The sequence below is a fragment of the Streptomyces sp. Je 1-332 genome, assembly GCF_040730185.1.
Classification (GTDB): domain Bacteria; phylum Actinomycetota; class Actinomycetes; order Streptomycetales; family Streptomycetaceae; genus Streptomyces.
Map to the genome: position 1 here is coordinate 332,172 of NZ_CP160402.1, position 20,912 is coordinate 353,083.

Below are 20,912 nucleotides of genomic sequence, written 5' to 3' on the forward strand. Positions count from 1 at the left end.
AACGCTGAAGACGTCTTCACCGAGCACCGTCCGCTGCTGTTCACCATCGCCTACGAGATGCTGGGCAGCGCCGCCGACGCCGAGGACGTGCTGCAGGAGAGTTACCTGCGATGGAGCCGAGTCGACCGGACGTCAGTCGAACATCCGCGCGCCTACCTGGTCCGCGTCGTGACCCGGCAGGCTCTCAATCACCTCCGCGCGGTCAAGGCACGGCGCGAGGACTACGTCGGCCCGTGGCTGCCCGAACCGATCCGCACCGCGCCCGAGGTGAACGACGACGCGGTCCTGGCCGAGTCCGTGTCGATGGCCATGATGCTCGTCCTGGAGACGCTCAACCCGACCGAGCGCGCGGTGTTCGTGCTGCACGACGTGTTCGGCTACACCCACGGCGAGATCGCGGCCTCGGTCGGCAGGACCGAGGTCACCGTCCGGCAGATCGCCCACCGCGCGCGCAAGCACGTCCACGCACGCCGCCGCCGCTTCGAGCCCGACTCCGATGCCACGCGAGCCGTCGTCCGGCGGTTCCTGCTCGCCGCGACCACCGGTGAGATCCAGGGTCTGATGGACCTGCTGGCGCCCGATGTCGTGGAGATCTCCGACGGAGGCGGGAAGGCGTCCGCCGCCCGTCGCCCCGTCACCGGCCGCGACGAAGTCGTCCGCTTCACCCTCGGCGTGGCGCGCACCAGCATCACCCCGGCGACCCGCATCGAGCACGCCGTTTACAACAGCATGCCCGCGGCGCTCTGCGTCACCGACGGCGAACTGGGCTGGCTGCTCGCGTTCGAGATCCACGACGGACGGATCACCGGCCTCTACGCCATGCGCAACCCCGACAAGCTGCACCGCGCCCGGACGGTGCGCCCACTCGACCGAGGAGAACACCAGCCGTGGAAACCATGACCGTCGAGCGCACCATCCACGCCCCGATCGACGACGTATTCGCCTGGCTCACCACGACGACCAACTACACGCGCTCGCCCCTTGTCCTGCGCTGCCGCCTCACCCGCCACGGTGAGACCGCGCCCTACGGGGTCGGCGCTGTCCGCAGTCACCTCTGGCTGATCGGATGGCTGCGCGAACGCATCACCCACTACGACCCGCCCTATGCCACGGAGTACGTCGTCGACCGCAGCGTCCCGCCGTCCCGGCACGAACTCGGGCGCATGACGTTCACCGAGACCGAGGGCGGCACTCTGGTCAACTGGACCACGCGCGCCGAAATGCGGGCCCCGCTCGTCGGCGGCTTCCTCACACGGCACCTCGTACGACCGATGATCACCCGTAGCTTCGGGAGCATCCTCGACGCCGCCGACACCGCCCTGAGATGAGGGGCCGCCGGCTGTCGAGCGACGGGGATGCGGTACGAAGTCTTCTGTGAACGAACAGAACCGGCCCGCGACCGTTCGCGTCTTCATCGCTCTGGCCCCGCCCGACGAAGCGAAGCAGGAACTGGAGCGAGCGCTCGACCCTGCCTACCAGGCACATCCACGGATGCGGTGGAACCGCGTCGAGGACTGGCACATCACTCTGGCGTTCCTCGGCGAGGTCCCGGTCTCGGTGATTCCGGTGCTGCGTACACCGCTCGCGCGCCTCGCGGCCGACCGCGAGCCCTTGACCCTGACACTGAGCGGTGGCGGGCATTTCGACGAGCGTGTGCTGTGGAGCGGGATCGACGGCGACCTCGAAGAGCTGCATCTGCTCGCCACCGAGGTGCGTGCCGTGACCGACGCGTGCGGAGTCCCTCATGCCGGCCGGCCGTTTCGCCCGCATCTGACGCTGGCCCGCGCCCGCAGGGACACCCCGTCGTGCGCGGTGGAAGCCGCTGCCGGACTGGCCGGATTCACCGGTCGGCCCTGGCAGGCCGAGCGTCTGCACCTGGTCGCCAGCAACGTCGGCCGCGGCCCGGGGCCCATTCACTACGGCGATGTCGGAGCCTGGAGTTTCGATGGTGGTTCCGCCGCCGATCGGCGCTCCGCCCGCTCGTCAGGTCCGCGTGCTCAGTCCTGACAGGTGCTCAGTCCTGACAGGTGCTCAGTCCTGACAGGTGCTCACTCCCGACAGCCGAGTGCCCCGCCCCTGCATCACGGGGGCGGGGCGGCAGCGCCGCAGCCACACAGCGCGGATAGAAGAGTCCAGGCTAGCGGCGGGCACTGACAAACGTCGGCCGGTTACTGCTGCGGGGGACGGTCCTGGTCCCTGCCGAACTGGTCCCTGAGCTTGTCCTGGCCGGTGTCGACCTGGCTCGAGTACTTGCCCTGGGTCTTGTCGTCGACGAAGTCACCCGCCTTGTCGATGCCCTGTCCGGCCTTGTCCTCGTGCCCCTTGAGCATCTGCTTGAGCTTGTCCATGACTGACATGGGCAGCCGCCTCTCTGTGTCGCCCCCACACCCACCAGGCTCACACCGCGGGGCGTGATCCGCATCCGGTGGCCCCGAACACCCCCTCTGCCTGCGACAACGTGGTCGGCGCTGTCTGTCGCCGTCGCGCGCTAGGCCGACTCCCGCACCACGAGTTCCGGCTCGAAGATCACCGAGGTGGGGTCGGTCCGTACGCCCTCGATCTGTTCCTGCAACAGCCGGGCCATCTCCGCGCCCATCTCCTCGACGGGCTGCCGCACCGTCGTCAGCGGGGGCACGCAGGTGACCGCCACGCTCGAGTCGTCGAAGCCGACCACCGCCACGTCCCGCGGAGCCTGCTTGCCCGCTTCCCTCAGGACCTGGCACGCGCCTTGTGCCATCAGGTCGTTGGCCGCGAAGACCCCGTCGATGTCCGGGTGCTCGGCCAGCAGCCCGCGCATCGCCCTCGCTCCGCTCTCGAGGGTGAACCCGCCCTCGGCCACGGGAATGTAGGGCTGTCCGCCCCGCTCCATGCCGTCCTGGAACCCGGCGAGCCGTTCGCGCCCCGCCGGGATGTCCAGCGGTCCGGAGATGGTCGCCACCCGTCGGCAGCCACGGGACAGGAGATGCTCGGCGGCCAGCCTCGCTCCGTCCCGGTGCGCGAAGTCCACGTACGTGACGCGGGCGCGAAGGGAGGGGCGTGCGAAGAACACGGCGGGCGCCCCGGCTTCGGCGAGCAGCTCCGGCAGCGGGTCCTGGGCGTGGGTCGAGACGACCAGGGCCCCGTCCGCGTTGCCCTGGCGCAGGTAGGTCAGGACCTGCTGCCGGGATTCCTCCGTCTCCGCGAACATCAGCACCGGATGCATGGCACGCGGGCGCAGGAACCCCACCACTCCGCTGACGGCGCGACCGAAGAAGGGGTCCGCGAACACCCGCGCGGCGAACGCGTTCTGTGCCGTGTCGGTCTGGTCCCCGGCGCCCGACACGACCAGGGCAACGGTGCCCGCGCGCTGGGTCACCAAGGAGCGCGCCGCGCGGTTGGGCGCGTAGCCCGTACGCTCGATGGCCGCTCGCACCACGTCCTGGATGGCGGGGGCGACGTTGCGCACGCCGTTGACCACCCGGGAGACGGTGGCACGGGAGACCCCCGCTTCGCGCGCCACGTCCTCGAGCGTCGGCATCTGTCTGTCCATCCGGGAACCCTAACGCCCCGCGACCAGGCGTCATAGAGCGCTCTCCCGTGCCGCCCGGCGGTCAGGAGCGGTTGTTCGACCCGCGTACCGTGGTCGTCGCCGTCAGGGGCAGATCTCCGGCACTGCGCCCGGCGAGGATCTGCCAGGCACCCGCTTCGGTGCGCCATCGGTGCTCTTCCGCATCCCAGTGGCGCAGCGCCCTGGCCGGTACCTCCACCGACGCGGTCACCGTCTCGCCCGGCTCCGCCCGGACCGCGGTGAAGCCCGCGAGCCACCGGACCGGCCGCTCCACGGCGGAGTCGGGCCGCGCGAGGTAGACCTGCACCACCTCACGGCCTGGGCGCGGGCCCGTGTTGCGCAACCGCACCTCCACGAGCAGGGCCTGCCCCTCGTCGACCGTGCTCGCGACCCGGAGGCGGTCGTAACCCCACGTCGTGTAGCCCAGGCCGTGCCCGAACCAGTAGGCGGGTTCGCGGCCGGCCCGCAGCCAGGCCCGGTAGCCGATGTGGAGCCCTTCGGCGTAGGCGAGCGCGCCGTTCCGCGGGCGGGTCTCACTGACCGGTGCGTCCGTGAGCGCGGCTCCCCACGTGGTGGGCAGGCGGCCACCCGGCTCCGCCTGCCCGAAGAGGACATCGGCGAGTCCGCTCCCCGCCTCCTGACCGGGGAACCACGACAGGAGCACGGCGCCGGCCTGTTCGCGCCAGGGCAGCTCGACGGGTCCGCCCGAGTTGACGACGACCACGGTGCGCGGATTCGCGGCGGCGACCGCCGCGACCAGTTCGTCCTGGCGGCCGGGAAGGGTGAGCGAGGTGCGGTCGTGTCCCTCGGATTCGCTGCCCTCGGTGGTGCCGACGACGACCACGGCCACGTCCGCGTCCCGCGCGGCCCGGGCCGCTTCGAACAGGGCCCGGTCGGGGTCCGGTTCGGGCGCGGCGGCCGTCACGACGACGGCGCGTCCGGTGTCGGGCGCCAGTTCACGGCGGGCCACGACGTGTGCGGCGTGGTCGGCGGGCAGCCATACCGAGGCGTGCTGTCGTGGTGGGTCGAGATGAATGACCGCGGGGTCCTCGGTGTCGCGCGCGAACTCCCCTTCCACCAAGGTCTGTTCGTCCACCGTGAGAATCATCCGGCCGTAGCCGCCCACTGCGAACGTCCACTTCCCCTCGTCTGCCGTGCGAACCAGCGCGCTGATCTCGATGGTGTGGGCCTCTGGTGCGAGAGGGGGCTCCAATTGTCTTCCCGTAAGGCGGTGTTCGGCGGACAGTTCACGTCCGTCCGCCGTCAGCACCCGCAGCAGCACGCCAGGCTCCCCCGTGCGGGGGTTCGCGCAGCGTGCGGGGTCGAGTGGCCTCGGCCGCCCGCCCAGACCGGGCCCGGGAACGTGCAGCACCTGGGCCCGTCCTCGCAGCCGGGCCCGGATCCCCTCCAGCGGTGTCACGACGTCCGCCGGGAAGACTCCGGCACTGCCTTCTCCCTGGAGCCGCGGCGCCGTCGCGTGCCGTCCGATGACCGCGACGCTGCCGAGCGCGGAGGCGTCCAGGGGCAGGACGTTCTCGTTGCGCAGGAGTACGGTGCCGGCGGCCACCGCCCGTTGCAGCAGTCGGCGTGCGGTGCCGCTGGGCCACGCGCGCGGGGGGCGCCTTCGGCCGGAGCCCAGGGCACCAACACGGTCGGCCAGGGTGAGCAGGCGCACCACCTTGTCGTCGATGGCCTCCTCCGTGACGTGGCCGGACCGGACCGCCGCCACCAGAGCCGCGCCCCACGGGCCCTCCGGGCCCGGCATCGCGAGGTCCTGGGCCGCCGCCGCGCTCTCGGCCGTCAGGCGCACGGCTCCCCAGTCGGAGACGACGGCCCCGTCGAATCCCCACTCTCCTTTCAGCGGTTGGGCCAACAGGTCGTTGGCCGTCATCGTCGTGCCGTTGACGCGGTTGTACGCGCTCATGACGAGCCATACACCCGCGCCGACGGCGGCTTCGAACGGGGCCAGATACACCTCGCGCAACGTCCGCTCGTCCACCCGTACATCCAGGGTGAGCCGTTCGGTCTCCGAGTCGTTCGCCACGTAGTGCTTGGCGGTCGCCGCGACCCCGTGCGCCTGGATGCCGCGGATCAGGGCGGCTCCGGTGCGCGCGGCCAGTTCGGGGTCTTCGGTCAGGCACTCGAAGTGGCGCCCTCCCAGCGGGGTGCGGTGGAGGTTCAAGGTGGGCGCGAGGACCGCGTGCACGCCCTTGCGCAGCGCCTCGAAGGCCAGCAGTTCGCCCAGCTCCCCCGCCAGTTGCTCGTCCCACAGGGAGCCAAGCGCGGAGGCGGAGGGCAGGAGCAGCGAGGGGCGGCGCTCGTCCCACTCCTCCCCCCGCACACCGGCGGGGCCGTCGGAGAAGACCATCTCCCTCAGCCCGAGGGCTGGTTCGGACCGGGTGCGCCACACGGTGGCTCCGGTCAGGAGCTCCACCTTCCGCTCCAGTTCCAGCGTGTCCACAAGACAGAGCAGTTCGTCGCGCGTCATCCTCTACTCCTCCCGAATGATCCCGGACCCGCGCCGGTGGATCAGTTGTAGACGCCGAACTCGTAGAGGGAGTAGCCGTATCCGGTGCCTCGCTCGGTTCCGTTGACCCGCACATAGCGGCCCGAACCGTTCACATCGAAGTCGTCGACACCGCCGTTGCCGCCCCGCACCTCGTGCACGGTCCTCCAGTTCTGTCCGTCGTCGGAGGTCTGGATCGTGTACGTCTTCGCGTACGACGTCTCCCAGTTGAGCTGCACGTGCTTGAAAGAGGTGGTGGAGCCCAGGTCCACCTGGAGCCACTGCGGGTCGCTCCAGTCACTGGCCCACCGGGTGTTCTGCTTGCCGTCCACCGCGTTGGCCGCGGTGCACGGGCAGTCGCCGCTGCCGGGCTGGAAGGACGAGGCGGTCGCGGGCTTGCCCTGGGCGACGTTCGTGCCGTCGACCGGGGGCACCACCACACGCACGGACCGCGTCTCGATGCCGACGTTGCCCTTGCCGTCACTGACCTTCACGTAGATCTTCCAGACACCGGGCTTGTCCGGGGCCGTGACCTTCAGCCGACCCGATCCCTGGTCCGTGACGGTCAGCGGGGTGAGGTCCTTGTTCTTGTCTATGTACATGCTGTTGGCGAGCACCTCGTAGGACAGCGCGTCGCCGTCGGGGTCGCTGACCTTGGTCGTGAGTGTGAGCGGGCTGCCCGCGGGGACCTTGCCCGCGTCGCCGTCGACGGCCAGTTCGGAGATGACCGGCGGAGTGTTGTCGCCGGCGGTGCTGCCCTGGTAGGCCTTCTTCACCGCGTAGTACGAGAGCCTCTTCTGACCGGCGGGAAGCAGGTTGAACCACACACCACCGAAGTCGTACTCGGTGCCGTAGTGGAACATCGTGGCGCCGAGCGCGACACCTCGGTGACCGGTGACGCAGTCCCAGGCCTTCGTGTAACCGGCGGCCTTGGCCTGGTCGGTGGGCTCCTCGGGCACCCCGTTCGCGTCGTCGGGGACCTCCCACTCACCGGCGGGCCCGGTCTCGGTGACGATGTAGGGCTTGTCGTAACCGCCCTGCTCCCAGTCGGACTTGACGTCGCACGTGGCGTCGTAGGCGTTGACGGCGTACAGGTCGAGGTCAGGCGCGTTCTTCTTGTAGTACGGCCAGGCCCCGGTCCAGGCGTCGGTGGAGGTGACGGGGTGGTTGGGGTCCACCGCGTGGATCTTCTTGGCGACGTCGTTGACGAAGGTGGTGTACGCGTTGCGCTGCTTCTCCAACTCGTCCCCGGCGTAGCAGTTCTGCAGGCCGAGCACCGACTCGTTGCCCACGTTCCACATCAGGACGCCGGGGTTGTCCTTGTAGGTGTCCACCCACTTGGGGAACTCCTCGAGCATCTTGTCCTTGTACGCCGTGTCCGTCAGGTAGTTGACACAGCCACCGCTCCCCGGGCCGCCGCCGGGCTGGAGCCAGAAGCCCGCGACGACCTTGATGCCGTGGGCGGCCGCGGAGTCGAACAGGGGCTTGCTGGAGGCGTCGGTGCCCCAGGTCCGGATGGTGTTGACGCCCATGGACCGCAGGTCGGGCAGGTACTTGTCGGCGTCCGCGACGGAAGGGCCCCAGGTCAGGCCCTTGACCTGGTAGGGCGAGCCGTCGACGGTGAGCTGCCAGTTGCCCTGCGAACCGGTCACCTTCACGACGCTGCCTGCCGCGTGCGCCTGTGGGGCGGGAAGCACCAGGGCGGCGGTCACGAGCAGGCCCGCGGTCGCTGGAGCAATGATGCTGCGGAGGGAGGGGGCTGTGCGCGGTCTGCGCATGGGGGTCTCCTGGGCGAGGGGGGGAAGTGCGGGGAAGGGGATTGCCTGCGAAGGGCGGAAGGGTGCCCCGCCCTTCGCAGGCCGGGCTCACGGCAGTTCGTAGTTCTCGTCGAGCGCCGCGCCCGCTTCGGGGTGCGTCTGGTCATAGCCGCGCGGGTCGCACTGCAGGCCGCCGACGATGCAGTGATCCACCAGCGCCTTCAGCGTCGCGTCGTCCCACGCGTTGAAGAAGTCGTAGTGGAAGGAGTGGCCGGTCCCGCTCGCCAGCCGGACCTTGGACATGTCCCCGTTGACGGGGAACGCCATCTTGAACTCGACCATCGGCAGAGCGACGGGGTGACTGGTCGGGCACACGTTGTCGTTGGTGCCGTCCTTGACCACCGGGTAGGACATATGGCTCTGGTGGTCCGGGGAGTCCAGCGTCTTGCCGTCCCAGCAACTGGGCGCCTGGAAACGGATGTTGAGCTGCGTGTCACGGCTCGTGGGGCAGACCTTGGGGAAGTCGACGTTGAAGTAGCTCTCCCCGCACTCCCACCCTTCGACGAAGCCGGGGTGGTCGCGGAACTCCTGCGCGCTCTGCATCGGACTGCCGACGACGAACCTGAGGCCCTTGGGGAACGGCCGCACACTCGTGTAGTCGGTGACCCCGGCCTTGTAGTAGATCGTCTGATCCCCTACGGGCCGTATCTCCTGGTCGCCGTTGTACAGCGTGGGCATCCAGTACGCCGACCTGTCGCCGGGGGCAAGGCACTTGGTGGACCCGGAGTCCAGGGACCCCGTGGTGCTGCTCGCGTTCGTCGTCGTGTTGCCCATGAACGTGTGGTCGTGCGACTTGCCGGGCTGCCCGGGGTAGACGATCGGGTCGTCGGGGGCGGTGTGCGACACCGAGCAGTGTGCCTGGAACTCGTGGAAGTAGCGGTGCGGCGGCTGGTCGGCCGACGGTTCGACGCCGGTGACGGGTGACTTCGCGGGGATGTACCCGTCCGCGTCGGCGTCCTCCGCCGCCGCGCGGGTGGATGCGGCCATGGTGTGGCCCGAGTGCGATGTCGCGGCCTTCGACGTCCGGGGCTCGGACGCGTGATCGGCGCTCACCGCTATGCCACCGATGCCTAGGGAGCTCAGTAACAGGGCGCCCGCGATCAGCGCTCCCGAAATCGTTCTCGATCTCCGTGCCATGGAGACCTCCTGCCACGTGGAGAGGGATGGGGGGCCGGCCTGTCCGGGAGCCGTGGCCGTGCACTCCCGGAGGCCGGGGCGAGCACCCGACCGTATCTACTCCGGGAGAGCGCTCTCCCGGAGTGTTCCCATCGTGACGCGAACGTGTCAAGAGGCAGCGCATTCTTGGATGCTGGGGAGCGCCGCACGCCTCGCTGGGACAGGTGGACACGCGGCGGGGCCGGGACGCGTACGTCCCGGCCCCGCTTTCAGGTTGTGCCTCAGAGGTCGTATCTCAGAGGTCGTATCTCAGAGGTCGTGCCTCAGAAGTCGTCCTCAGAGGTGCTGGGTGCTGGAGATGTCGGGGGCGACCACGCCGAGACCGGCGCCGGGTGTCTGCGGCGCGCCCTCGACCGACGGAGCGGTGTCGCCGATCTCGTCCAGCGCGCCCACGGCGTGGGCGGGCTCCCTCGCGTCCGCGGTGTCCGCTCCCTGGGGCGGGCTGATGGCGGCGATGACAGCCCCGGCGGCAAGAGAGGCAACGGCCAGTACGCTTCGCTTCTTCATACCGGGGTCAACTCCCTGTCGCGCAGAAGGGCACGGCCTGGCCCCGGAGATCACCGCAGCGGACGTCTTCGGATCCGGTGCGAAGCGGAGGGCGGCGGCGCCTACGCTGTGCGGATGTTGGTCTACGCCCCGGCGGTACTCCTCTTCCTCGTCTTCTGCGTGCGCGTGGCGCGCGAGCGCAGGAAGTTCAGCAATGCCGTGATCCTGGGGCTGGCCGCGCTCTGCGCTCTCGCGGCCTGGCTGTTCCAACTGGTCAGGTCCGGCTCGGCATCGGGTCAGGCCGTGGCGTGGGCGCTGCTGGTGCTCGGCGCTCTGAGCATCCTCGTACTGACAGGCTTCCTGTTCTCCAACGGCCTGCAGATGGTGCGCAAGGAAGGCAGAAGCCCGACCAACTTGCTTTCACTGGTAGCGGCGTTGGCCATTGTGGCGGTCGTGGCGCTGGTGGTCATGGCGGTGGTCGTACGGACGCCGGTGTGGGTCGGGGTGGGCACGGCGGCCGGCGGGCTCGCCGCCTATCTCGCGTTCCTGTTCCTGTGTTTCGTCTGTTACGCGTTCCTCTACGGGCGGCTGCGCGTACACCGCAAGGCCGACTTCGTGGTCGTCCTCGGCTCGGGGCTCGTCGGCGGGTCCACCGTGCCGCCTCTGCTGGCCAGTCGCCTCAGGCGGGCGCAGTCGGTGCACGCGCGCCTCGCCGAGCGGGGCGATGCGCCGGTGGTCATCACCTCGGGCGGCCAGGGGCCGGACGAGGACGTGCCGGAGTCCCACGCTATGGCCGACGATCTGATCGCCCATGGATTTCCCGCGGGCCTGATCGAGCGGGAGGACCGCTCGACGACGACCGACGAGAATCTCCGGTTCAGCAAGGCGATCATGGAGAAGTCGAAGCCGGACTACCGGTGCGTCATCGTCACGAACAACTACCACGCCTTCCGTGCCGCGCTCACCGCTCGGCGGACCGGGATCAAGGGCCAGGTGGTGGGCTCGCCGACCGCCGCGTACTTCTGGCCCACCGCGACGATCCGTGAGTTCGCCGCGGTCCTCGTGGCCTACAAGCGGACCAACGCGGCGATCTGCCTGCTGCTCCTCCTCGGCGGGGTGGCCGCCTGGTGGGCCCAGCAGAACGCCTCTTGAGGCCGCTGTAGCGGCTTGGGCGCCGAAGTCCTGGCTACGGCCGGCGGCGGGGCTTGCCGCGCTTACCGGCGCTCTTCGCCGCACCGCCCTTGGACGCGCCGCCGCCCTTCGAAGCGCCGCCCTTTGCTGCGCCGCCCGCACCGCTGCGGGCGTTCTTGCCCGACTTGCCCGCCGTCGGCTTGCGTCGGGCGGCGTTCTTGTCGGGGGTCTTGCGCTTCGACTGGTCCGGCGCCGCACCGGCGGCCGGGGTCTGGGAGCGGCCGCGGGAGCTGTTGACGGTGCGTCCTCGCACGATCCCGATGAAGTCCTCCACCAGGTCCGTGGTCGCGTCCTCGGGCCAGGACAGCGCGACCCGCGATTCGGGGGCTTCGGTGAGCGGCCGGTAGGTGAGGTCCTTGCGGTGGTGCAGGCGGGCGAGCGACTGGGGGACGGCGAGGACACCGATGCCCGCGGCCACCAGTTCGATGGCGTCGGCCGTCGTCGCGGGGCGCTCGTTCGCCGGGTTTCCCGGCAGCTTCTCCCACGGGAGGGTGTCGTCGAGGGGGTGCAGGACGATCTCGTCGGCCAGGTCCTCCGCGGTCACTTCGTCGACCGCCGCGATGACGTGGTCCTTGGGGATCACCACGACGGTCGTCTCGGTGTAGAGGGGGATCGCGCTGAGGTCCGTACGGTCGACCGGCAGCCGTACGAAGCCGGCGTCGGCGCCGCCGCTGCGCAGGAGCTCGAAGGCGTCGCCGGGGGCCACCCCCACGAGAGTCAGGGGCACGTCAGGGAGCCGCTCGTTCCAGATCCGCACCCACTTGGTGGGTGTCACCCCCGGTACGTACGCGAGCCTGAAAGAAGGGGTTACCTGCGAGTCCGTCACTCCGCCAGGTTACCGGTCGTGGTCGGCGGTAGCTCACACGCTCGATACCCTGGGGACCATGACGTCGCACCAGACCGCCCAGACCATGAAGCCCGCGACCGCGGCGAAGAAGCTGGGTGTGTACCTCGAGGCCACCCCCGCCGAGTTCCAGGAGGGTGTCGTCTCGCGCACCGAGCTGAACGCCCTGCAGACCGAGCCGCCCGAGTGGCTCCAGGAGCTGCGGCGCACCGGCCCGCACCCCCGGCCGGTCGTCGCGTCGAAGCTCGGCGTGTCCATCGCCGGCCTCGCGCGCGGCGGGGTCACCGAGGCCCTCACCACGGAGCAGATCGAGGCGATCAAGACCGACAACCCGGAGTGGCTGCAGAAGGAGCGCGCCACCCAGGCCGAGGTCCGCAAGGAGACGGTACGCATCAAGGAGAAGAACGCCGCGGAGCAGGAGCGCCGGTCGCGTTCCTGACCGCCCCAGTATCACGCACGACCGAGCCCCCGGACTGACTCGACAGCCGGGGGCTCGGTCGTGTGCGCCCGCCCCACACACCCGCCCCCGTGGCAAGCGCGGCCGGGGGCCCTGCGAAGCTGATCGTGTGGTCCTCACCCCCGCAGTGCCGGAACCGATTACCGCCGACCCGCCCGCCTCCGCCGAGAACCCGCTGCTCACGCAGTCGTGGCTGGACCTCGCCTTCGTGCACTGGGCCGTGGACCCCGCGGATGTCGCGCCACTCCTCCCTGCCGGTACCGTCCCCGATCTCCACGACGGGGCGACCTACGTGGGTCTGGTCGCGTTCCGCATGCACCGGGTCGCTGGTTCAGGCTCCCCGGCATCCCCTATCTGGGTACGTTTCCCGAGACCAACGTCCGCCTCTACTCGGTGGACGCCCATGGCCGCCGCGGCGTCGTCTTCCGCTCCCTCGACGCCTCGCGGCTGATTCCCGTGGCGGTGGCGCGCGGCGCCTTCCGGCTGCCGTACCAGTGGTCGCGGATGAGCATCCGGCGCAGCGGCGACACCGTGACGTACGCGAGCGTCAGGCGCTGGCCGGGGCCGCGGGGCGCGCACAGCCGTATCGCCGTCCGGGTGGGCGAGCCGGTCGAGGAGCCCACTGATTTCGAGCACTTCCTCACCGCTCGGTGGGGCATGCACAACACGTTCTTCGGGCGGCAGATGTTCCTGCCGAACGCGCATCCGCGCTGGCCGCTGCACCGGGCCGATCTCATCGAGTGCGACGAGGATCTGATCGCGGCCGCGGGGCTGCCGCGGCCGGCCGGGGACCCGGTGAGTGTGCTGTATTCGCCGGGTGTTCCGGTGCGCTTCGGGCGCCCCGCCCGGCCGGGCGGCATCCCGACTCCCTGAGGGATGCCGCCGCGTCGGATCACGCCGCCGCGTGGGAGCCGCTCGCCCCCGCACCGCCCGCTTCGTGGTGGATCGGCGTGCCGGAGCCGGTCAGCGGAGCGCCCGTGCCGCCCCTTCGCGCCGCGACGATCTCCGCCGCGATGGACAGGGCGGTCTCCTCCGGTGTGCGGGCCCCGAGGTCGAGCCCGATCGGGGAGTGCAGGCGGGCCAACTCCTCTTCGGTGACGCCGACTTCGCGCAGGCGGCGGTTGCGGTCCTCGTGGGTGCGGCGTGAACCCATCGCGCCGACGAACGCGACCGGCAGCCGCAGGGCGACCTCAAGGAGGGGGATGTCGAACTTGGCGTCGTGGGTGAGGACGGCCAGGACCGTGCGGCTGTCGGTCGCGGTGTCCCGGAGGTAGCGGTGCGGCCAGTCGACCACGATGTCGTCGGCCTCGGGGAAGCGGAGCCGCGTGGCGAAGACCGGACGGGCGTCGCACACGGTCACGTGGTAGCCGAGGAACTTGCCCGTGCGCACCAGGGCCGCGGCGAAGTCGATCGCACCGAAGACGATCATGCGGGGCGGGGGCACGCTCGACTCGACGAACAGGGTCAAGGGCTCCCCGCAGCGCGAGCCGCTCTCGGAGACGTCGAACTCTCCGGTGCGGCCCGCGTCCAGCATCGCGTGGGTCTCCCCCACCACCGTACGGTCGAGGTCAGGGTGCCCCTCGATGCCTCCTTCGTGCGAGCCGTCGGGGTGGACGAGCACGACCCTGCCGAGGAGTTCGGCCGGGCCCCGGGCCACGCGGGCGATCGCCGCGGACCGGCCGCGGGCGGCGGCCGAGAGGGCCGCCGCGAAGACGTGCCTGCCCGGCGCGTCGGCGCTGACCGGAGTCACCAGGACCTCGATGACTCCCCCGCAGGTCAGGCCGACGGCGAAGGCGTCCTCGTCGCTGTAGCCGAACCGCTCGCGCACGGCTCTGCCGTCCTGGAGGGCCTGGACGCACAGCTCGTACACCGCGCCCTCCACACAGCCACCGGAGACCGAACCGATGACCGTGCCCCCGCTGTCGACGGCGAGGGCCGCTCCGGGCGGGCGCGGCGCGCTGCCGCCCACCGTCACGACGGTGGCGACGGCGAAGTCGCGGCCCTCCTCGACCCATCGGTCCAGTGCTTCGGCGATGTCAAGCACCCGGGGCTCCTCCCGCGTCCAGGACACGGTCGGGGCGGATGGGCAGCTGGCGGTGGCGTACGCCGGTCGCGTGCCAGACGGCGTTGGCGACGGCCGCGGCGGCCCCCACGATGCCGATCTCGCCGATGCCCTTGATGCCGACCGGGTCGTCCGCGTCCGTGTCCTCGACCCAGTCCGCCTCGATGACCGGTACGTCGGCGTTGGCGGCGAAGTGGTAGCCCGCGAAGTCGGCGCCGACGTGGCCGCCCGTCGCCTGGTCCCGGTGGGCCTCCTCGTGCAGGGCCATGGACAGGCCCCAGGTCATGCCGCCGACGAACTGGCTGCGCGCGGTCAGCGGGTTGATGATGCGGCCGGCCGCGAAGATGCCGAGCATGCGCCGCACCCGCACCTCACCGGTGGTCGCGTCGACGGCGACCTCGGCGAACTGCGCGCCGTAGGAGTGCCGTTCCTTCTGCGAGAGGCCTCCGACCGCCGAGCTGGTGTCGGACCGCACGGTGATTCCCTGCGGCGGAATGTCACCGCCCAGGGCCAGTTGCTCCCGCAGGTCGGCCACGGCCATCCGGACGGCCCAGCCCCAGGAGCGGGTGCCCATCGAGCCGCCGGAGATCGCCGCCGGGCCGAAGTCGCTGTCGCCGATGCGGACCCGGACGCGGTCCTGGGGCACTTCGAGGGCTTCGGCAGCGATCAGCGTCAGTGCGGTCCGCGCACCCGTCCCGACGTCCGCCGCGGTGACCCGCACCGTGAAGGTGCCGTCGGCCTCCGCGGTCACGGCCGCCGTGGACGGCATGACGATCACCGGGAACGTGGCCGCCGCCGTGCCGGTGCCAAGCAGCCAGCGGCCTTCGCGCCGCAGGCCGGGGCGCGGGTCACGGTCCGCCCAGCCGAACCTGCGGGCCCCTTCCTCGAAGGCGGAGAGCAGATTGCGGCTCGCGAACGGCAGTCCGGAGACGGGGCCGACGTCCGGTTCGTTGCGGGCGCGCAGTGCGATCGGGTCCACACCGCACCGCTCGGCGAGTTCGTCGAGCGCGGACTCCAGGGCGAAAGAGCCCGGCGCCTCACCCGGCGCGCGCACATAGGTCGGAGTGGGCACGTCGAGACGTACCACGCGGTTGACGCTGCGGTGGGCGTCTGCGGCGTACAGGGGACGCCCGAACCCGGCGCTTGCCTCGACGAATTCATGGACCGTCGACGTGAGGCTGTGGCCCTGGTGGTCGACGGCGCGCAGCCGCCCGTCGGCGTCGGCGCCGAGCCGCACGCGCTGGGCGGTGGGGCTGCGGTAGCCGGTGAGCGTGAACAGCTGGCGACGGCTGAGGACGACCCGGACCGGGCGGTCGAGCAGCGTCGCCGCCATCACGGCGAGGACCTGGTGGACGCGTACGCCCTTGGAGCCGAAGGCGCCGCCGACGTGTTCGGACCGGACCCGGACCGAGGTCGGGTCGAGCGAGAACAGCTTGGACAGCTCGTCCGCGACCCAGGTGCTGCCCTGGTTGGAGTCGACGACCTCGAGACGGCCGTTGTCCCAGCGCGCCATCGCCGCGTGCGGTTCCATCGACCCGTGGTGCTCTTCGGGCGTGGTGTACTCCGCGTCCACGACATGCGCGGACGCGGCGAGTTCGGCCTCCAGGTCGCCCTTCTCCACCAGATGGCCGTCGCCCTCGGGGGTGTAGAGGCCGGGGTGCGCGGCGGAGAACGCGACGTCGTGCGGCTCTTCCTCGTACCGCACCACCAGTGCCTCGGCGGCCTCGCGTGCCTGCTCGGAGGTCTCGGCGACGACCATCGCCACCGGCCAGCCGACGAACGGCACCTTGTCGTGCTGGAAGACCTCGACGATCGGGTCGGGCACGCCGAGCATGCTGACGTAGTCGCCGTCGACACGCGGCGCGTTCCCGTGGTGCAGGACGGCCAGGACGCCGGGCATCTCGCGCACGGGATCAGCCTCGACCGAGAGGACACGGCCGCGCGCGATCGTGGACAACACGAGCCAGCCGTGGGCGAGTTCGGCGAAGGGGATGTCGCCCGCGTACCGGGCCGTGCCGGTGACCTTGTCGCGGCCCTCCACACGGGTGAACGTGGCGCCGACGGCGCTCGCCGCCGCCGTGGACGTGGTTGTCGCGGTCATCGCGCGGCCTCCTCGGTGAGCTCGGTCAGCAGGGCGACGACGAGGTTGCGCATCAGCGTGACCTTGTAGCCGTTGTCGGGCAGCGTCTTCGCGGCGGCCAGTTCGGCGTCCGCGGCGGCGGCGAACGCCTCGGCGGTCGCGGGGCCGCCGGTCAGGACACGCTCGGCCTCCCGGGCACGCCACGGCCGGGACGCCACGGCACCGAAGGCCAGGCGCACTTCGCGTACGACACCGTCCTGGACGTCGAGCGCCGCGGCGATCGAGCCGATCGCGAAGGCGTACGACGCGCGCTCGCGCACCTTGCGGTAGCGGGAGTGGGCGGCGACCGGCGCCGGGGGCAGGGTGATGCCGGTGATGAGGGCGCCGGACGGCAGCGCGGTCTCCAGATGCGGGGTGCTGCCCACGGACAAGTAGAAGTCGGTGAGCGGCAGTTCACCGACTCCTTGTGCCGTCTCGTACGAGACGACGGCGTCGAAGGCGGCGAGCGCCACGCCCATGTCGGAGGGGTGGACTGCGACGCAGTGCTCGGTGGCGCCGAGGATGGCGTGGTTGTGGTGCTCCCCTTCGATGGCGGGGCAACCGGTGCCGGGGGCGCGTTTGTTGCAGGGTTTGGAAACGTCGGCGAAGTAGCCGCAGCGGGTGCGCTGGAGCAGGTTTCCGCCGACGGTGGCCATGTTGCGCAGCTGGCCCGACGCTCCCGCCAGGACGGCCTCGGCCAACGCCGGGTAGCGGCGCCGCACTTCGGGGTCGGCGGCGAGGTCGCTGTTAGTGACGGTCGCGCCGATCCGCAGACCGCCGTCGTCCGTGGTCTCGATCCGGTCGAGGGGCAACTCGCGTACGTCGACGAGCAGTCCGGGCCGCTCCACGCCGGTCTTCATCAGGTCGACGAGGTTGGTGCCGCCACCCAGGACGCGCGCGTCGGGGTCCTCGCCGAGGAGCGCGACCGCGCCGGTGACGTCGGACGCCCGCTGATAACCGAATTCCCTCATGCCACGGCCTCCGCACCCTTGGTCTCGGCGGCCGCGGCCTGCGCGACCGCCTGGACGATCGACACATACGCGCCGCAGCGGCACAGGTTGCCGCTCATGCGCTCCCGGATCTCGTCGGCGCTCAGCTCGGGAACGCCCGCCTCGGGCCGTACGTCGGTGGTCGCGGCGCTCGGCCAGCCCGCCGCGTGTTCCTCGATGACCGCGATGGCCGAACAGACCTGTCCCGGCGTGCAGTAGCCGCACTGGTATCCGTCGAGGTCGAGAAATGCCTGCTGCACCGGGTGCAGTTGGTCTCCCTGTGCCACACCTTCGATGGTGGTGATCTCCCGCCCCTCGGAGGCGACGGCGAGTTGCAGGCAGGAGACGGCACGGCGTCCGTCGATCAGCACCGTGCAGGCGCCACACTGTCCTTGGTCACAGCCCTTCTTGGTGCCGGTCAGATCGAGGCGCTCGCGCAGGGCGTCGAGCAGGGTGGTGCGGTGGTCGACGGGCAGCGAGTGCTTCTCGCCGTTGATGTTCAGCGTGATGGCGCTGGACGTCGATGGGGCCACGATCAGCCTTCTTTCGCTTCTCTCAGCTTCGGTCAGCGTGGGTCGCTCGTGTCACGTAAAAGCGGGAGCGTCGCGCGGGGCGGTCCCGACCAAGGCTCCGCCGAGGTGGTGGCGCTGTGCGTAAAGGGGGTCTGCCGGTATGGTGACCCTAAGCGGACAGTTGTCCGTTAGCTTCAAAACTTAACGGACAGCTGTCCGCTTAGCAAGAGTGGCCCGGCCGTGATTCTCGGGAGGAGGACGAGTGCATCAGAAGAAGGACCCACAGCTGCGCTCGGACGCGCAACGGAATCGCGAGCGCATCCTCGAAGTGGCCCTGGCCGAGTTGACGCACTCGGCGGACGCCCCGCTCAGCACGATCGCCAAGAAGGCGTGCGTCGGGCAGGGAACGTTCTACCGCAACTTCCCGAGCCGCGAAGCCCTCGTCCTGGAGGTCTACCGCTACGAGGTCCAGCAGGTCGCCGACACCGCCTGCCAGCTCCTGGAGACACGCCCGCCCGACCAGGCCCTGCGGGAGTGGATGGACCGCCTCGCGCAGTACGCCATGGCCAAGGCCGGCCTGGCCGACGCGATGCGCAAGGCCACCAGCGCGCTGGGCACGCTGGCCGGAGTGGGCCACGGGCCCGTGACCTCGGCCGTCACGCTCCTCCTGAAGGCGAACGAGGAAGCGGGCACCATCCGCCCCGGCGTCACCCCCGACGACTTCCTGCTCGCCATCGCCGGCCTGTGGCAGATCGACCCGCACGGGGACTGGCAGACGCGCTCCGGACGGCTCCTGGACCTGGTCATGGACGGACTGCGCGCGGGAGCGCCGCGCTGACGCAGGGCGTATCACGCTGTGAACCCTTGAGCCCCGGTCATGTCCGTCCGTGACAGAATCCGGCCTGAACAGCGGCGATGAGGGTGTGAGGGCAGTGAGACGGCGGACCAGGACCGGCACATGGGACCGCTTCGTGGCATCGGACCCCGGGCTCCTGCGACTCATGGCGGGGCTGCGGACGGTCGGCGCGATCGCGCTGACGCTCGTCGTCCTCGCGCTGTTCGGCACCGACGTCACGCACATGGTCGCGGGCGCCATGACCGCGATGGTCTCCACCTTCGCCATCAAGGAGAAGGAGGTGCGCGGCCAGGCGGTCACGCTCGCGCTCGGCCTGCCCGTCGCCCTCACGGCGATCTCCCTGGGCGCGCTGCTGCACGACCAGGTCGTCGCGGGCGACATCTTCTTCATCGCGCTGATCTTCGGCGCCGTCTACAGCCGCCGGTTCGGCGACCGGGGAACCGCCCTCGGCCTGATCGGCTTTCAGGTCTACTTCGTCTCCCTGTTCGTGGGCGCCACCACCGCCGCCCTGCCCCACCTCTATCTGGCCCTGGCCGTCGCCTTCGCGTGCAGCGCTGTCGTACGGTTCGCCGTCGTGCCGGAGACTCCGGGGCGTGATCTGGGGCGGTTGCGCGTCGCCTTCAGAGCGCGGCTCGCGCAGCTGGTGGCCACGCAGATCGAGCTTCTCGACGCCACGCCCGAGCAGTTGGAGAAGGTCCTCGGCGAGCTGCGGCGGGGCACCTCCCGGCTGCACGAGACGGCCCTGATGATCCAGGGGCGCCTCGAGGAGGGCACCCCCGACGCGGCTACGGCGACACTGGTCCAACGCCGTGTGGCGGACGCGGAGATCGCGGCCGAACGTCTCGGCGTACTCCTCCTGAACGCGCGCAGCGCCGAGCGCGCGGACACCCTCACCCTGCATCTGCCGTACGCGCCCGTACCGGCGACCGGGACGCGCATTCGTGCCGAGGACGACGCGACGGTCACCCTGCGCCGGGACCTGAAAGCCCTGCACCTGCTGGTCGGCCGCCCGGTCGCCGACGACCGGGGCACGGGCCTCGCCCACGTACGCAACCGGCTGCTCGGCTACCGCGACGAGGACAATCTGCCGCGGGCCTCGATGGCCGTGCAGGACGTGTTCCGCGGCATCGGTGAGGCGGCCCGAGCCGTCCTCGGTCTGCGCATCGCCCTCGACGGACCTCAGGACGAGTCCGACGACTCGCCGGCGACGACCCGCTCCCGCGAGGAGTTCGACGCCGAGGACATCGCGATCGCCGGTGCCGAGGAGACCGCCGAACCCGTGGAGGACGACCGCACCGGCCTCAGGCGGCCCACCACCAGGGCCGCGTTCCAGGTCTCGGTGGGCTCGACCCTGGCCATCATCGGCGGCGAGTTCCTCTCCACGCAGCGCTGGTACTGGGCGGTGCTCACCTGCTGGGTCGTCTTCCTCAACACCGCGTCCACGGGCGAGATCCTGGTCAAGGGCTATCGACGGCTCCTGGGCACGGTGCTCGGGGTGGTCGCCGGGGTGGCGCTCGCTGGTCTGGTCGGCAACCACACGTGGGTCGCGTTCGCGCTGGTCCTGGTCTTCATCTTCGCGATGTTCTTCACCGCTCCCCTATCGTACGCGCTCATGTCCTTCTTCGTCACGGCGATGCTGGGCCTGCTCTACACGCTTCTGAACACCTACAGCCTCGCCGTGCTCTGGCTGCGCATCGAGGAGACGGCGCTCGGGGCCGCCTGCGGCATCATCGCGGCGGTCCTCGTCCTTCCGGTGCGCACCGACCACCGCACCGACGAGCTCCTGAACACGGTCCTGACCCGGCTCGCCGATGTCATCTCCGCGTCGGTCGAGCAGCTCAGCGGCGGCCCGGCGGCCGATCTCCTGGACAAGGCGAGGGACTTGGACACCGCCCTCGACGATCTGCGCGCCTCCATCCAGCCGTTGACCCATCCCATCACCCCGCTGCGCGGCCGCCGCAGGACCGCCCGCTATCTGGTGGCACTCCTGGAGACCTGCGCCTACCACGCCCGTTCTTTGGCGGCGACGGCCGAGCTCGTGCCGTACAGCAAGAACGTCGCGGCCGACCCGCGTCTTGAGCGGGCCGGCCTGCGCATCGCCCACAACATCGAGGTCATCGCCGGGTACGTGGACGACGACAAGGCGTCGGGCGAGGTCGAGTCGGGCGCCAGCATCGCCTCGATGCTGGAGGCCTCGGGGTCCGGCGCCCCGCGCTCGGGCACCGTCACCTACCGCGTGCTGCGCCATCTGCAACGCCTGGACGAGGGAGTGGTGGGACTCGCGAGGCCCCTCGACGTGCCGGTCGCGGACGGCGGCCGCTCGTCGGGCAAGACGCCGCGGGCCTGAGCG

Annotated in this window: 18 protein-coding genes and 1 pseudogene; 8 read left to right on the top strand and 11 right to left on the bottom strand. The window is 70.8% G+C overall.

All coding sequences use genetic code 11. The annotated features are described in order from the left end of the window. Window positions 1-57: 57 nt before the first annotated feature. The 3 genes from sigJ to thpR are packed head-to-tail and all read left to right on the top strand — an operon-like array spanning window position 58 to window position 2,007. Window positions 58-900 (top strand): RNA polymerase sigma factor SigJ, encoded by an 843-nt coding sequence (gene sigJ, locus ABXJ52_RS01630; RefSeq protein WP_367048744.1) that lies wholly within the window; start codon window positions 58-60, stop codon window positions 898-900. Beyond that, window positions 888-1,328: an SRPBCC family protein gene (locus ABXJ52_RS01635; protein WP_367038705.1), complete on the top strand. Its 441-nt coding sequence runs from the start codon at window positions 888-890 to the stop codon at window positions 1,326-1,328. Before sigJ ends, ABXJ52_RS01635 begins: the two co-directional genes overlap by 13 nt. Before the next feature lie 46 nt (window positions 1,329-1,374). Beyond that, a complete protein-coding gene (gene thpR / locus ABXJ52_RS01640) occupies window positions 1,375-2,007 on the top strand; it encodes an RNA 2',3'-cyclic phosphodiesterase (RefSeq protein ID WP_367038707.1) in 633 nt (210 codons plus the stop codon). Window positions 2,008-2,168: 161 nt separating this feature from the next. On the opposite strand, the gene ABXJ52_RS01645 is transcribed toward thpR, so the two are convergent. The 6 genes from ABXJ52_RS01645 to ABXJ52_RS01670 all read right to left on the bottom strand — a co-directional run bounded on the left by ABXJ52_RS01645 (window position 2,169) and on the right by ABXJ52_RS01670 (window position 9,553). Beyond that, entirely contained in the window at window positions 2,169-2,357 is a 189-nt protein-coding gene (locus ABXJ52_RS01645; protein ID WP_367038709.1) for an antitoxin, read from the bottom strand. Window positions 2,358-2,488: 131 nt separating this feature from the next. Next, window positions 2,489-3,529, bottom strand: coding sequence for a LacI family DNA-binding transcriptional regulator (locus tag ABXJ52_RS01650; RefSeq protein ID WP_367038711.1), 1,041 nt, complete (start codon window positions 3,527-3,529; stop codon window positions 2,489-2,491). A gap of 61 nt (window positions 3,530-3,590) precedes the next feature. Then, window positions 3,591-6,035: a glycoside hydrolase family 3 C-terminal domain-containing protein gene (locus tag ABXJ52_RS01655; protein ID WP_367038713.1), complete on the bottom strand. Its 2,445-nt coding sequence runs from the start codon at window positions 6,033-6,035 to the stop codon at window positions 3,591-3,593. A 41-nt stretch (window positions 6,036-6,076) separates the two neighbouring features. Next, entirely contained in the window at window positions 6,077-7,831 is a 1,755-nt protein-coding gene (locus ABXJ52_RS01660; RefSeq protein WP_367038715.1) for a discoidin domain-containing protein, read from the bottom strand. A gap of 87 nt (window positions 7,832-7,918) precedes the next feature. Beyond that, window positions 7,919-9,007: a DUF1996 domain-containing protein gene (locus ABXJ52_RS01665; protein ID WP_367038717.1), complete on the bottom strand. Its 1,089-nt coding sequence runs from the start codon at window positions 9,005-9,007 to the stop codon at window positions 7,919-7,921. A gap of 315 nt (window positions 9,008-9,322) precedes the next feature. Then, the gene (locus tag ABXJ52_RS01670; RefSeq protein ID WP_367038719.1) at window positions 9,323-9,553 is read right to left on the bottom strand and encodes a hypothetical protein; all 231 of its coding nucleotides are present in this window, start codon (window positions 9,551-9,553) and stop codon (window positions 9,323-9,325) included. Window positions 9,554-9,667: 114 nt separating this feature from the next. Here ABXJ52_RS01670 and ABXJ52_RS01675 point away from each other — a divergent pair, with 114 nt between their 5' ends. Next, on the top strand, window positions 9,668-10,684 hold the full coding sequence (locus ABXJ52_RS01675; protein WP_367038721.1) for a YdcF family protein: 1,017 nt from the start codon (window positions 9,668-9,670) through the stop codon (window positions 10,682-10,684). 34 nt (window positions 10,685-10,718) lie between these two features. On the opposite strand, the gene ABXJ52_RS01680 is transcribed toward ABXJ52_RS01675, so the two are convergent. Beyond that, window positions 10,719-11,549 (bottom strand): LysR family substrate-binding domain-containing protein, encoded by an 831-nt coding sequence (locus ABXJ52_RS01680; protein ID WP_367038723.1) that lies wholly within the window; start codon window positions 11,547-11,549, stop codon window positions 10,719-10,721. Between the two features lie 58 nt (window positions 11,550-11,607). Between ABXJ52_RS01680 and ABXJ52_RS01685 the strand changes: the two genes are divergently transcribed. Then, the gene (locus tag ABXJ52_RS01685) at window positions 11,608-12,006 is read left to right on the top strand and encodes a DUF5997 family protein (RefSeq protein WP_367038725.1); all 399 of its coding nucleotides are present in this window, start codon (window positions 11,608-11,610) and stop codon (window positions 12,004-12,006) included. A gap of 127 nt (window positions 12,007-12,133) precedes the next feature. Then, window positions 12,134-12,897, top strand: a pseudogene (locus tag ABXJ52_RS01690) (DUF2071 domain-containing protein). 19 nt (window positions 12,898-12,916) lie between these two features. On the opposite strand, the gene ABXJ52_RS01695 reads toward ABXJ52_RS01690, so the two are convergent. The 4 genes from ABXJ52_RS01695 to ABXJ52_RS01710 are packed head-to-tail and all read right to left on the bottom strand — an operon-like array spanning window position 12,917 to window position 17,727. After that, window positions 12,917-14,068, bottom strand: coding sequence for an XdhC family protein (locus ABXJ52_RS01695; RefSeq protein ID WP_367038728.1), 1,152 nt, complete (start codon window positions 14,066-14,068; stop codon window positions 12,917-12,919). Beyond that, window positions 14,061-16,187, bottom strand: a complete 2,127-nt coding sequence (locus tag ABXJ52_RS01700) for a xanthine dehydrogenase family protein molybdopterin-binding subunit (RefSeq protein WP_367038729.1) — start codon at window positions 16,185-16,187, stop codon at window positions 14,061-14,063. The genes ABXJ52_RS01695 and ABXJ52_RS01700 overlap by 8 nt, the downstream gene beginning before the upstream one ends. Then, on the bottom strand, window positions 16,184-17,176 hold the full coding sequence (locus ABXJ52_RS01705) for a xanthine dehydrogenase family protein subunit M (protein WP_367038731.1): 993 nt from the start codon (window positions 17,174-17,176) through the stop codon (window positions 16,184-16,186). Before ABXJ52_RS01705 ends, ABXJ52_RS01700 begins: the two co-directional genes overlap by 4 nt. Then, window positions 17,173-17,727 (bottom strand): 2Fe-2S iron-sulfur cluster-binding protein, encoded by a 555-nt coding sequence (locus ABXJ52_RS01710; protein WP_367038733.1) that lies wholly within the window; start codon window positions 17,725-17,727, stop codon window positions 17,173-17,175. Before ABXJ52_RS01710 ends, ABXJ52_RS01705 begins: the two co-directional genes overlap by 4 nt. Window positions 17,728-17,968: 241 nt before the next feature. Between ABXJ52_RS01710 and ABXJ52_RS01715 the strand changes: the two genes are divergently transcribed. Together ABXJ52_RS01715 and ABXJ52_RS01720 are read left to right on the top strand one after the other, a co-directional pair. Continuing rightward, window positions 17,969-18,544: a TetR/AcrR family transcriptional regulator gene (locus ABXJ52_RS01715; protein ID WP_367038735.1), complete on the top strand. Its 576-nt coding sequence runs from the start codon at window positions 17,969-17,971 to the stop codon at window positions 18,542-18,544. A 163-nt stretch (window positions 18,545-18,707) separates the two neighbouring features. After that, a complete protein-coding gene (locus ABXJ52_RS01720; protein ID WP_367048746.1) occupies window positions 18,708-20,909 on the top strand; it encodes an FUSC family protein in 2,202 nt (733 codons plus the stop codon). Window positions 20,910-20,912 lie beyond the last annotated feature (3 nt).